Raw genomic sequence first — 13,742 nt, 5'->3', positions numbered from 1 at the left:
GGCATTATCGTTAAATAATAGCCGGGCGTGGTTGGTCTCCGGCTATCAGCAAATTAACAATGTTTAGCTCATCTTCGTTAATGCTGTGCGGAAAATTTGGATACAATTTAGTCATTACGTCGGCGCCTAATCCTTGAAAAATAGCCTCAGATTCCAGAACACGCTTTTTTGGAACATGAGAATCTACATCACTACACCCCAGAAAAACAGGTGTCTTACCCATAGAACCTTCGTAGTTACGGGGCGTTTCGTCCGGACCAATCACTCCACCGCTCAGTCCGAAAACACCGCCATACTCGGCAGCATGGCGGGCAACGAACTCCAGCATAAGGCAAGCTCCCTGCGAAAAACCAAGCCAGTAAATCTGCAGTAGCTTAAAATTAAAATCGGCCTGAAGCTTTCCCCGTAAGCTGGCCAACACTTCCAGAGCAGACGATAAATAAGGCTCATTTTCATTCATGGGCCGCAAAAACGAATAAGGATACCACGTGTTCCCCTGCGCTTCGGGCGCCACAAAAGCGAAGTCTTTATCCTGAATATGATTGGATAGGGCCAGGATATCCCGCGCAGAACCGCCCCGGCCATGAACCATGATCATGACTTTGGAGGCTTCTTCAAGTGGTTTACCCGCTGTACGAATATTGTTCGGATTGTGTATCATAAGCTAATAAACACGGAGGTAAGGAGAACACAGGATTTTGAATGATCCCTAGTTGAAGTGCGCTCCGTACCCCTTAGTGTTTGATTAATAGTTAAAACTGATTGTCGGTAATTCAGCTTCAAGTTGAGCCCGACGAGATTCATACTGAGTGGGCAGTTTTAAGGCTGTTCCCAATTCAGCAAGAGGCTCATCGACGGTAAACCCAGGAGGGTTGGTGGCTATCTCGAACAGAATACCACCGGGTTCCCGGAAATAAATGCTGTTGAAGTAGTTCCGATCCTGAACAGGAGTGACGTGATAACCAGATTCTGATAGCTGCTGCTGGATAATTAACTGTGTCTCGTCAGAATTTGTAGAGAAAGCAACGTGGTGAACCGAACCGGCTCCCTGTAAGGCATGAACATCTTTCGGTGAATGCAATACATCAACATAGTTACCGGAGCCACCAACGCCCGCTTTGAACCGGAAGCGTCCTTCTTCCTCTCCTACCAGCGTGTGTTGCATGGTTTCGGTAAGAAGTTTAACCGTCCGGTCAGGGTTAACTTCGTTCAGAGTAACAGTATGAAAGCCCCGAACCGCATAGTCAGCAGGAATTCTGCCATTGTCCCAACCTGGACGTTGGTCATCGTCCGTAAAGACGAGCTCAATGCCCATACCGTCGAAATCCTCAAAGCGAACATACGTTTCCGAGAACCGTTTGTAAGGACCAGCATACGGAATATTCCGCTCATGCAATCGATCCATCCAGAAACTGAGTGACGCCGTAGGCGCCGAAAAAGCTGTATAAGTAAGCTGACCAACGCCTTTCCGACCACGAGGCAAATTGCCGTAAGGGAAAAACGTTAATATAGTACCGGGCGAACCCGTTTCGTTTCCATAATACAAATGGTAAACATCCGGAGCGTCGAAATTGACGGTCTTTTTTACCAAACGTAAGCCAAGAATGTCTGTGTAATAGTCAACGTTTCGTTGTGTATCGCCAGCAAGGGTCGTAACGTGATGTAAGCCGTTTATGAGCGTTTCCATATGTGCTGAAAGTTTCTAACTGGTTAAAAGGTTTTAAATGTTTCTACATTTGATGTATATACATTTAATTTTAATGAAATGTTCAAAATAAAGTAAAGAATTTGTAACCTCATGACAAAGGGCAGCCCAATTGATGGCCAACAAAAAAGCGTCCGGATTTTTAGTCCGAACGCTTTCTTTAATAAAGCAAGAACAACTAACTATTCCATAAGGAATGGGTAATCAGCCTGCATATAAACATCTTTAAACGCTTCTTCAGGAGCTGGGTAAGGCGACTCTTCGGCAAACTTAACCGACTCATCAACGATACCTTTTATTTTCTGGTCGATGGCATTCAAATCATCTTCAGTTGCAAATCCCTTCTCCAGAATCGTTGCTTTCACCTGCTCGATTGGATCACGCATTTTATACTTCTCCACTTCTTCCTTAGAACGGTATTTCTGAGGGTCAGACATGGAGTGACCACGATAGCGGTACGTCCGAAACTCAAGGAACGTTGGTCCCTCACCAGCGCGGGCACGTTCGGCAGCCCGGCTAACGGCTTCGTGAACGGCTTCGACACTCATCGCGTCGACGGGTTCAGATGGCATGTCATAAGCTTCGGCCAGGGTGTATAAATCAGTAACATTGGATGTCCGCTCAACGGAAGTTCCCATGGCGTACCCATTGTTCTCGACAACAAAAATCACGGGCAGTTTCCACAGCATGGCCATATTGAAAGCCTCGTGCAAAGCACCTTGACGAACCGCTCCATCGCCCATAAAGGTGATGCAAAGGTTATTGGTCTTATTATATTTTTCGGTGAAGGCAATACCTGCTCCCATTGGAATTTGAGCACCTACAATGCCGTGACCACCAATGAAATTGACCGATTTATCGAAGATGTGCATCGAACCGCCTTTGCCTTTTGAGGAGCCGGTTTGTTTAGCGAACAGCTCGGCCATAATTGCTTTTGGGTCGGAGCCCAGCGCAATTGGGATACCATGGTCGCGATAAGCGGTAATCCACTTGTCATCTTTTGTCAGAGCCGTGTAAGAACCCGACGAGCAGGCTTCCTGACCAATGTAAAGATGGCAAAACCCACGGATTTTCTGTTGTCCGTACAATTGACCGGCTTTCTCTTCAAATTTCCGCTGCAACTGCATGGATTCATACCAATACATGTACCGCTCTTTGGGGTGCTGTATTTTCTCGGCTACGGCTGCCGGAGCTGCCGGAGCTTTACCATTCTGTTTGGATTTCTCTTTGACGCTTGCCATGAGGAATGAGTTCGATAAAATGAGCTATCGCTGGCGCTCTGCCGTACTTGGCTAACCGGCTAAAGGTCTGTTAACCTAACAAACCGACCGTATCTTTGTTGCCAAATTGGTTGCGCATGTAATTACAGTGATCAGATGCGCAACTAATTCCCGCGAAATTACGCATTATCGCGTTATCTGCTACTCTCATGCATCTTGAAAAGCTAAGCCTGACCAATTTTAAGAATTATGAAGATGTTCGGTACACATTTAGCATGCAGGTAAACGTACTCGTAGGCCCTAATGGAAGCGGAAAAACCAACCTGCTGGATGCGGTCTATTTCCTGTCTCTGAGTAAAAGCGCCTTTCAGAGTCAGGATGCAATGAGCATTCTGCACGATACGGACTACTTTATTATCGACGGAATTTTTGAAGAACACGACGATCGTACCGTTCAGATAACCATAAGTTTACAGAGAGGTCAGCGGAAAGTGCTAATGGCCGACAAAAAGCCGTATGAGCGGATAAGCGAGCACATTGGCCGGTTTCCGGTCGTTCTGGTTGCTCCTAACGATACGGATCTCGTTCGGGAGCACAGCGAAGATCGGCGGCACTTTTTTGATGGGGTGCTCTCCCAGCTCGACCCGGAGTACCTGCGTAATTACCTCATGTATCAGCAGATACTCAAGCAGCGGAACAGCCTCCTGAAGCTTTTTGCCGAGCGAAATCAGGTTGATAACGACTTGCTGGATACCTACGATGAACCGCTGCTGGAGCTTGGTCAGAAAATACACGACCGCAGGCGTCAGTTCATCAACGAGTTTTTGCCAGGCTTTCGGTCGCACTACGCTTACCTGAGCGATGACCGGGAAGAGGTAACGATCCTCTATGAGTCGGAGATGAGTAATCCCGGTTTTGCCGACGAGTTCAGGCACTTTCGTCGGCGCGATACTGTGCTCCAGCGAACAACGATGGGTATTCACAAGGATGATTACTCATTTATTATTGGGTCAGGCAATGGCCAGCCGCCCGTACCGCTAAAGAAGTTTGGGTCGCAGGGGCAGCAGAAAACGTTTGTTATTGCCCTCAAACTAGCCCAGTTTACGCAGTTAGAGGCCGAAAAAGGCGTAAAACCCATTCTACTGCTGGATGATATTTTCGACAAGCTGGACGACCGGCGTATCGGTAAGCTGATCCAGCAAATGGACGAGGGCGTGTTTGGCCAACTCTTTATCACCGACGCCCGCCCGGAGCGTACCCGGCAATTGCTTACCAATGTTAAAGCAGATATAAAGTTTTTTGAAATCGGCAATTAAGCGTTTGTCAATCAGTTAACACTGTTAGGTTACTAGGAGATAGAGTTCAGTTCGAATAAATAAGCCCGGCTACCAGGAGGTTCGTCGGGCTTTTCAGTTGTTTCACGCTACCATTTCGGCCGTTCATCATATTCTCCAAACTTACTCCGGAAACTGCGAACTATATTTGAGTTTCCGGAGTTCATCCTGCAAAAGTTCTATTCATTAATGAAAGAAAGGATACTGGAAGAGGCTGAACGGTTGTTTTGGAAATATGGCGTTCGGTCTGTAACGATGGAGGATATTGCCCGCAATCTGGGGATATCCAAGAAGACAATTTACCAGCATTTTTCTGATAAAGAGCAGATTCTGTATCAGGTGATTGAGAGTAAAATTGGCCGAAACCTTTCAGAAATGAATTGTATGGTTGTTGAAATGGCAAATCCTGTTGAGGAGCTTCTGAGTGTCCTAAACATGATGCAGCGTAACGCCGACCATGTCAGTCCAAACTTACTTATTGATGTCAAACGATATTATCCCCAGGCATTCACACTATTTAATAAGTATAAGGAGGATGCAATAATGCGGTCTATTCTTGAAAATATCCAAAAAGGTATTTCTGAAGGACTATATCGCAACGACATAAATCCAGCCATTTTAGCTCGTTTACGGGTCGAACAGATTGAACTGGCCTTCGACAATGAGATTTTCCCTACAGACAAATATTCTATGCACGACATTCAGTATGAACTGATACATCACTTTGTGCGCGGTATGCTGACCGAAAAAGGTTTCACCATTTACAACCAGTTTTTGAATAAAGGAGTACAACCGATTATTTATGAAGACAAATAATTTACTTTTTGTGGCTGCACTTTGGTTGCCTGGCGTCTGGCTTGGGACCGGAGCCCGAGCACAAGCACAAGTGCCTACACAACCTTCTGTTGGGCAGCAACCGACAGGAGCTGCGCCAAGCGGTCAACAACCGGGGGCGCAACAACCTGCGGGTACCGGAGCCATAGTAGCGCAGCCAGGTACTACACCAGGAACGGGTGTATCCGTTCCATCGCAGCCGGGTGTGAATACGCAAACTGAAGTGCCTTCCATTAATCCGTCGACCGGACCAGTCAATCTTCAGCCCAATGTTATTACCAACTTTAACTCAGGTTTAGGATTAGCCCCAACAGGTTTAATACCATCCGGGCAGAAGGGAGCAGGGCGGTCTTTTACCTTGCAGGAAGCAATAGATTTTGCGATTAATCAGAACATTAACATTCGGAATAGTAAGCTGGATGGAGCGAGTGCCGAAGCCCGCATTCGGGAAATTAAATCATCGGCATTACCTCAAGTATCGATCAGTTCGTCTCTGACCGATAACGTAATCATTCAGAAAGCATTCTTACCGGCTAACACCTTCGATCCAACGGCACCGGCCGATCTCTCTATACCGGTGAAGTTTGGTGTTAATTATTCTGCGAATGCCACGGCTAGTGTAAATCAGGTCATCTATAGTGCCAGTCTGAACGTCGGGTTGCGCGCTGCTGCTACGTATCGGGAACTGGCTCAGCGGAACTTACAGTCTAGCAAAGTAACTGTGGCAGAGCAGGTTGCTAAAGCTTATTATGGTGTGCTGGTTGCGTTGGAGCGAGCCAATCTACTCGACTACAACATTGGTAGGCTGGATACGCTGCTGAAAGAAACCGGCGCAATGAACAAGCAGGGCTTTGTGGAGCGACTGGATGTTCAGCGGCTGGAGGTTCAGGCCAACAATCTACAGGCTGAACGGCAGAATGTGCAGAATTTGATTGAACTGAGCTATACGCTGTTGAAATATCAGATGGGTTTGGGAATTAATGATGAGATCACGCTGGCCGAGCAGCTACAGGATCGCAACATAGATGAACTTCGGCTTTTAATTTCACCTGATCCAACCTTTAAATACAGCAGCCGCATAGAGTATTCAACCCTGGAAACCCAGATCAAGCTCGCTGAACAGGATATTGAATTAACGCAAAAGGGCTATTTCCCATCTTTGTCGGCTTTCGCCAATTATGGGTATAACAGCGGTCGAAATACTCTTGGTCAGCTCATTACTGCTCCATGGCTTAATTTTTCAACTATTGGGTTAAGTCTGCAGGTTCCTATTTTCGATGGTTTTCAGAAAAAGTATCAGATTGTTCAGAAGCGAATTACGTTGCAAAAGGCTCAAAACAGCGGTGAGTTGCTGCGTAACTCGATAGATCTGCAAATCCGGCAGTCAAGTATTACCCTCAAAAACAGCCTTCAAACGCTTCAGACACAGCAACGAAACCGCGATCTGGCGCAGGAGATTGTCCGGGTAACACAGATTAAATACAAAGAAGGTGTCGGGTCAAGTATCGAAGTTCTGAACGCAGAGTCCTCACTCCGCGAGGCCCAGACGAATTACTTCGCTTCATTATATGATTTTCTAATTACGAAAGTTGATCAGGATAGATCCCTGGGTCGGCTTTATGTAGGAAACTAAAACGTTAAAAAAAGCCAAATGAAACCATACTACGCAATTGCTCTGGTGAGCTTATTAGCAGCCTGCTCGGGAGAAAAGAAAACAGATGTACAGGGTAAACGGGAGGAGTTGACCGAACTGAAGTCCCAGCAAACGGAGTTGACCACCAAAATTAAAACACTGGAGGCCGAACTGGCGAAACTTGAACCGAAGAAGCAGGAAGATGTACGCGTTAAAGATGTAACGGTGTCGCCGGTAGCCGCCACGACGTTTAAGCATTTTGTAGAGTTACAGGGTACGATTGACGCGAAAAACAACGTGCAGGTATCGCCGAAATCGGGAGGTGTCGTCACGGCAGTTTACGTGAAAGAAGGAGATCAGGTACGGGCCGGGCAGGCGATCGCGAAAATTGATGATCAACTGCTGCGGGAGTCGATGGCTGAGTTAAAAACGCAGCTATCGCTTGTAAACACGGTTTATGAAAAACAGGCGGCTTTGTGGAACCAGCAGATTGGTACGGAAATCCAGTACCTACAGGCGAAGAACAACAAAGAATCGCTCGAACGCCGACTGGCCACCCTAAATGCACAACTGGGCCAGTCAACGGTAACAGCGCCGATCTCCGGGGTTGTGGATCAGGTAATGGTCAAGATTGGACAGTCGGCAGCGCCGGGAATGGGCTTGGTTCGAGTCGTAAATTTGTCCCAGCTGAAGGTGGTGGCCAAAGTCTCCGACACCTATTCGGGTAGCGTTCATAAAGGGGATGTCGTGTTAATTGACTTTCCGGACTTACAGAAAAGCCTGAACTCGCGCATTTCCTTTGTAGCCACAACGGTAGACCCGCTAACCCGGACATTCACCATTGAGGCCCCTCTCCCATCCGACAATGCACTAAAACCAAATATGCTGGCACGGATCAAGATCAACGACGAAACAAAAGCGAATGCCATAGTGATCAACCAAAACCTCATCCAGAGCACAGAAAACGGGCAACTGGTTTATGTAGCGGTGAGCGAAGGTACCAAGAAAGTCGCCAAAGCGCGGCCCATCAAAACCGGACCGTCGTATGGCGGTCAGATTGCTATCATGCAGGGATTACAGGCCGGTGACCAGATCGTTACCACGGGTTATCAGGATTTGGTTGACGGACAGGCGATCAATTTTTAATCAGGTTTTTGGTACTGGTTTCAGTCTGTTTTTTCAATTGGTGAAACACCCGAAACCAGCAACCAAAACCGACAAACTCCTTCTTTATGAAATTTGAACAGTACAAAACCCTCGGATTCACCAACTGGTGCGTGGAGAACCGAACGGCGATTTACATCTTCACCTTCCTGATTACGATTGGTGGGCTGTTCGTTTACAATAACCTGCCAAAAGAGCAGTTTCCGGACATCAAGGTTCCGCAGGTGTACATCAACACGGTGTATGTAGGAACCGCGCCGGCCGATATTGAAAACACCATCAACAAGCAGATCGAGAAGCAGCTGAAGTCCATCTCGGGCGTGAAGCGCATTAAATCGAATGCCTTGCAGGATGTATCGGTTATTCTGATCGAATTCAATCCGGATGTGAATTCGGCCGAAGCCCTGCAACGGGTTCGCGACGCAATCGACAAAGCGAAGCCCGATCTGCCGCAAAAGCTCGATGCCGGTCCAACCGCCCAAGACGTCGACTTCTCCGAAATGGCGATCATGAACATTAACATGGCCGGTAACTTCTCGCTGAAACAACTGAAAGAGTACGCTGAGGATTTACAGGACGTCATTGAAGGCATGCCCGAGATTCGTCGGGTCGACATCGTTGGGGCACTGGATCGCGAAATTCAGATCAACGTCGATCTTCCCCGGATGCAGTCGGCTGGTCTGGCCTTCTCGGATATTCAACAGGCTATTCAGGGCGAAAACGTGAACGTGTCGGGTGGTGAATTACCTATAGACGGCGTTCGCCGGACAGTACGGGTGAAAGGTGAATTTACGGACGTTACCCAGCTTCAGAATCTACAGATTCGGACCGCTACGGGTGCCACGGTAAGGCTCGGTGACATTGCTGAGGTACAGGATAACTTCGAAGAGCAACAGAACTTTGCCCGGTTGAACAACAAATCGGTTGTTACGCTGAACGTGATCAAACGCGCCGGGGCTAACCTGATTTCGGCCGCCGACCGGATCGAGAAAACGATTGAAGACTACAAGGAAACTCGTTTCCCCGAAGGTTTGGAGGTGAAGATCACCGCTGACCAGTCGGAGCGGACGCGCGAAAACGTCAATGACCTGATCAACACCGTTGTATTGGGCTTCATTTTCGTGGTGTTGATCCTGATGTTCTTTATGGGCGTTCGGGATGCCATCTTCGTGGGTCTGTCGGTACCGCTGTCGGCGCTGGTGGCTTTCGTGTTGATGCCAATTCTGGGGCCTGCCGTAGGTGCATCGTTTACGCTAAACACGATGGTGCTTTTTGCCTTTCTGCTCGGTTTGGGGCTGGTGGTCGATGATGCCATTGTGGTTATCGAAAACTCCCACCGGCTTTTCAACGAGAATAAAAACTGGGACATCAAACAGGCCGTAAAAGCGGCTGCGGGTGAGGTGTTCGTACCGGTTTTATCCGGCACACTGACGACCATTGCGCCGTTCTTCCCACTGTTGTTCTGGCCAGGTATTGTGGGTGAATTTATGAAATTCCTGCCCCTGACGCTTATTCTAACACTGTTCGCTTCCCTCTTCGTTGCCTATGTGATCAATCCGGTATTTGCCGTAACGTTCATGAAACGGCATGACGACGATAACCACGAAGACAAACAGAGCTTCCAGGAAATTAAGCGGCCGCTTATGATAATGACGGTGTTGGCGGGCGTGGGCTACGTCGTTGACCGGGGTATCGGTAACCTGTTCGTGCTATTCATTATCCTGTATGTATTCAACCATTACGTGCTGACGCCGAAGCTGATCGTGCCTTTCCAGGAACGGTTATTACCCGCGCTTAAGAACGGGTATCGTCGGTTGATTTCGTGGATCTTGACGGGATGGCGTCCGGTTGGTGCCATTGCCGGAGCTTTTGGATTGCTGATTCTGACCTTCATTATCGTCGGTATCGCCAAGCCTAAAGTGTTGTTTTTTCCAAGCGGTGAGCCCGATTACATCTATGTGTACAACGTGATGCCGATTGGTACTGATGCTCGCGTAACCGATTCCATAACCAGGGTTATTGAGAAGCGCGTATTTAAGGTACTGGAAGACAATAAGGCGACAGACATCGTTAACTCCGTTATTTCTAACGTTGGTAAGAACGCCGGTGATCCGATGAATCCCGACCGGTCGGCCACGCCACAAAAGTCGAAAGTGACGATTGCGTTTAAGCCAAACGAAGAACGGAACGGTATTTCGACCGACTCGCTGCTGGCTAAAGTACGGGTAGCGGTGAGTGGTTTGCCGGGTACAGAGCTGTCTGTAGAACGCGAATCGAACGGACCGCCAACGGGTAAACCGATTGCTATTGAGATTGCTGGTGAGGAATTTGGTGAACTTCAGAAACTGGAAAAACAGGTTCGACAGAAGATTTCACAAGCTGGTATCAAGGGCATCGACCAGTTGAAATCGGACTTGATCACGAACAAGCCTGAGATCGTTATCAACATCGATCGGGAAAAAGCCGAGCGTGAAGGAATCTCGTCGGGTCAGGTGGCCCTGGCTATTCGAACCGCCCTATTCGGGTTAGAAGTGTCGAAGTTCCGTGATGCGAAGGATGAATACCCAATCATGGTCCGCCTGAAGCAAGACGACCGGAGTCAGATCGACAAGTTGTTGAGTCTGAATGTGGTCTATCGGGACATGGTCATGGGCGGGCAACTACGTCAGGTGCCGATCACGTCGGTAGCTAACATTAGCTATTCGACAACCTTTAGTCAGATCAACCGGAAAAACCAGCAGCGGCTCGTTACGTTGAGTTCCGACGTGGTACCGGGCTATAACGCCAACCAGATTGTGGCCCAGATTCAGGAGGTCATAAAAGAGATTGACGTTCCAAACGGGTATACGCTCAAAATGGGTGGCGAACAGGAGGACCAGCAGGAGTCGATGAACTTCCTTGTATCGGCTTTCGGTATTGCCATGATGCTCATTTACCTGATTATGGCAACGCAGTTCAACTCGGTGGTGAAGCCGCTGATCATCTTCGTGACGATTCTCTTCTCGTTGATTGGCGTACTGCTCGGATTCGTTATTTTCAATAAGGAGTTCTCCGTCATTATGTCGGGTGTGGGTATCATCGCCCTCGCCGGTATTGTGGTGAAGAACGGAATTCTGCTCATTGAATTTATTGAAGAGTTGCGTGGCCGGGGCGTTCCCCTGCGCGAAGCCATCATCGAAGCGGGCGGTATTCGTCTGACACCGGTCTTGCTGACGGCTTCGGCAGCTGTGCTCGGTCTGATTCCGCTGGCATTGGGGATCACCGTCGATTTCGTGGGCCTTTTCCGTGATTTCGATCCGCATATAATTGTGGGTGGCGATAGCTCCGTATTCTGGAACATCTTAGCCTGGACTATCATCTTCGGCCTGACATTCTCCACCGTTCTAACGCTGGTAATTGTGCCCTGTATGTACTGGATCAACGAACGTATCCGGATGAAGTGGTTCGGTAAAAAAGACCCGGCCCTGCAAATGCAGCGGCAGGAGCAGCCAGAAGAGGAGTTGGTTTAAGTGAAAGAGTGAGAAAATAAAGAGCGAAAGAGCGATGGGTCCAGAGGGGATTTATCGCTCTTTCGCTCTTTATTTTCTCACTCTTTAAAAACAATCCGGCTCCACTTCTCCGGCTGGTGGGTGTCATAAACGCCGTGGGGCGTCATAACCATGGCCGGATGCGGCTGTACTTCGGTATCTGACGCCATCAATTTTTGGAATCGACCCAGAAACATGCGCCATTCATCGCCGGACTGTGGAGGCAGGTTACGACCGTTAGCTAACAGTGTCAGACTTGACCATGGAATGGCGATTTCCAGCGTCCAGCCTTTGTCAATATCGCTGTTGTCATTCAGGGTGCCATCAACCTGAACGGCCGTTTCCAGACCCGGCATGTCGTAGTTCAGGAATGCCCAGCGCAGGCCGCGCGGATGCGTACCATACCAAAACGAGGAACCACTGCGGTCGAGGTCACCGCCGAAGGTGAGTGCCTGCGGATCGAATACGTCAAATTGGGGTGTGTCAAAGCGGCTGCCGCGCTGGTAGGCATCTTTCCAGATAAAAAACACTTCATACACCGTATTTCGGGCATTCACTTCCAGTTCGTAATAGCAGTCTCCGCCGTCGATAAAAAGCTCCAGATCGCTTTCAAGAAAGATAATGGAATCCCGTTCGGTCAGGTGCGCTTCAACAAAGGGTTCTTCGGCTTGAAAGGCAATGTACAGGTGCGTGTCGTTCCAGACGATAGCCGATTTGGTGTCGTACATCCCCGGTGCGCCGGAAGCCATATCGACAAATCGGTGGCTCCAAATGGCCTGTTGCCAGATGGGTTTCGTTACATCTCCATCGACTGTTATAAACTCGTTTATTTTGTTAGCGATGTATGAATCCATATAGAGTTAAAGGGCTTACAGTGTAAACCTGATCAATGGCTATTAATACTCAAATGTAATGAGTAGTGATAATCCTAATGACCTTCCAGGATTGTGTAATTGCATTGAACCATCTACCTTTAGCAACTATCATGAAGACACAAAATCACATCGTAACTACGCTGATTATAGGGGCCTTAGCTGGCCTCTCGTTCATTAGCTGTTCTGGCAAAAAAGAGGCTGATCAGCAAACTACCGCTGCGGCAACGTACAAACTCATTCCCGCCAAACGGGTGCTGTTCAACTCCTTTGTAGATTGTAATATGGCCGAAGCCTGGGTGGGTGATACATTCCGGATTTTTCCGGGCAAGTACGGCGAAGATCCACTTTGGGGCAACGCCCGCGACCTGAAATATGCCGATGGCAGAAACGCCGAAGAAGCTTTTGCCCGGCAGGGAAAAGACTTTACGGAACCCAAAATGCCCGCGAACGTACCGATTGGCCAGCCGGGCCTGCATGGTGCCGTCTGGTTCGAAACCGTTTATCAGGACACTACCGACAGGTCCGGTAAAACACTTTACGCTGTTTACCACAACGAAAACTACCCGGCCACCCTACCCTACGACCCGAAAACCGGCGAAGGGTACATCGACAAAAAGTGGCCGCAGGGGCTGACTGGTCTTAAGTCGCCCGCTGCCGTTTGCCGTATCGGTATCATGAAATCAACTAACGGTGGAAAGGCGTGGGAGAACAAAGGACTCTTTATTGAAGACCTGCAACCCCGGATGATTCTCAAGCCGCACAATACCTCAAAAACCTTTGCCGGGGGCGTCGGCGATCCTTCTGCCGTAGCCAGTGGCGACTACCTGTATATGTTTTATGGAGAGTATGGCTATCCCGGCCAATACGACGAAGCGGGTTATGACCGGAAAAAAGAATGGAGCGGCCAATGCATTAGTGTAGCCCGCATTAAACTCAGTGATCTGGACAATCCCGTCGGTAAAGCCCGGCGGTGGGATGGTAAAGGTTTCAACGCACCTTACAATGGTGTGGGTGCCCCCATTGCGTCTCTACAAATTCCGGAGAGCGAAGGGGGTGGGGCCGCTTCCTCGCCAACGGGGGGCTTTCACTGGGGGCCGTCGGTGAGTTGGAACACCTACCTTAATTGTTGGGTTATGCTCATGGGCAAAGTTGTGGGGCAGTCGTGGGCAGGGAGCAGCATTCATATTTCGTTCAACCAAAACCGCGATCTGGGCGAAGCTCTTCAATCACAGGCCTGGTCGAAACCGAAGTTGCTGCTCGATAAACCGGGTTTTTTCCTGTGGTATCCATCCCTGCAACCCATGAACACGCCGGATGATATTGCCAACAAACATACCTGCCTGCGGTTAGGCCAACGGGCGAGGCTGTTTGTCAAGAACATCAAGCCCGAAAAAAGCGAATACCTGTCCGAATACATCCTTGAGTTCAGCAAGGGCACTAACTAAACATT

At 48.8% G+C, this 13,742-nt stretch carries 10 protein-coding genes; 6 read left to right on the top strand and 4 right to left on the bottom strand.

The window, feature by feature from the left end:
- Window positions 1-10 precede the first annotated feature (10 nt).
- The 3 genes from NT073_RS02200 to pdhA all read right to left on the bottom strand — a co-directional run bounded on the left by NT073_RS02200 (window position 11) and on the right by pdhA (window position 2,946).
- Complete coding sequence (locus NT073_RS02200; protein ID WP_297368107.1) at window positions 11-661, bottom strand: phospholipase; 651 nt, start codon at window positions 659-661, stop codon at window positions 11-13.
- 84 nt (window positions 662-745) lie between these two features.
- Window positions 746-1,687: a ring-cleaving dioxygenase gene (locus NT073_RS02195; RefSeq protein WP_297368105.1), complete on the bottom strand. Its 942-nt coding sequence runs from the start codon at window positions 1,685-1,687 to the stop codon at window positions 746-748.
- A gap of 200 nt (window positions 1,688-1,887) precedes the next feature.
- Entirely contained in the window at window positions 1,888-2,946 is a 1,059-nt protein-coding gene (gene pdhA / locus NT073_RS02190) for a pyruvate dehydrogenase (acetyl-transferring) E1 component subunit alpha (protein ID WP_297368104.1), read from the bottom strand.
- 188 nt (window positions 2,947-3,134) lie between these two features.
- Between pdhA and recF the strand changes: the two genes are divergently transcribed.
- The 5 genes from recF to NT073_RS02165 all read left to right on the top strand — a co-directional run bounded on the left by recF (window position 3,135) and on the right by NT073_RS02165 (window position 11,399).
- Complete coding sequence (gene recF, locus NT073_RS02185) at window positions 3,135-4,241, top strand: DNA replication and repair protein RecF (RefSeq protein ID WP_297368101.1); 1,107 nt, start codon at window positions 3,135-3,137, stop codon at window positions 4,239-4,241.
- Window positions 4,242-4,448: 207 nt separating this feature from the next.
- Window positions 4,449-5,075, top strand: coding sequence for a TetR/AcrR family transcriptional regulator (locus NT073_RS02180; RefSeq protein WP_297368099.1), 627 nt, complete (start codon window positions 4,449-4,451; stop codon window positions 5,073-5,075).
- On the top strand, window positions 5,062-6,726 hold the full coding sequence (locus tag NT073_RS02175; RefSeq protein WP_297368097.1) for a TolC family protein: 1,665 nt from the start codon (window positions 5,062-5,064) through the stop codon (window positions 6,724-6,726). Before NT073_RS02180 ends, NT073_RS02175 begins: the two co-directional genes overlap by 14 nt.
- 18 nt (window positions 6,727-6,744) lie before the next feature.
- Window positions 6,745-7,872, top strand: coding sequence for an efflux RND transporter periplasmic adaptor subunit (locus NT073_RS02170; RefSeq protein ID WP_297368095.1), 1,128 nt, complete (start codon window positions 6,745-6,747; stop codon window positions 7,870-7,872).
- Between the two features lie 86 nt (window positions 7,873-7,958).
- Entirely contained in the window at window positions 7,959-11,399 is a 3,441-nt protein-coding gene (locus NT073_RS02165; RefSeq protein WP_297368093.1) for an efflux RND transporter permease subunit, read from the top strand.
- A gap of 77 nt (window positions 11,400-11,476) precedes the next feature.
- On the opposite strand, the gene NT073_RS02160 is transcribed toward NT073_RS02165, so the two are convergent.
- On the bottom strand, window positions 11,477-12,271 hold the full coding sequence (locus NT073_RS02160) for a carbohydrate-binding family 9-like protein (RefSeq protein WP_297368090.1): 795 nt from the start codon (window positions 12,269-12,271) through the stop codon (window positions 11,477-11,479).
- 131 nt (window positions 12,272-12,402) lie between these two features.
- Between NT073_RS02160 and NT073_RS02155 the strand changes: the two genes are divergently transcribed.
- Window positions 12,403-13,737: a hypothetical protein gene (locus tag NT073_RS02155; RefSeq protein WP_297368088.1), complete on the top strand. Its 1,335-nt coding sequence runs from the start codon at window positions 12,403-12,405 to the stop codon at window positions 13,735-13,737.
- Window positions 13,738-13,742 lie beyond the last annotated feature (5 nt).

The sequence above is a fragment of the Spirosoma sp. genome (assembly GCF_026391055.1).
In the GTDB taxonomy this organism is placed as follows: domain Bacteria; phylum Bacteroidota; class Bacteroidia; order Cytophagales; family Spirosomataceae; genus Spirosoma.
Note: the sequence above shows the minus strand (reverse complement) of the source record. Positions and strands in the feature narration are given on the sequence as shown.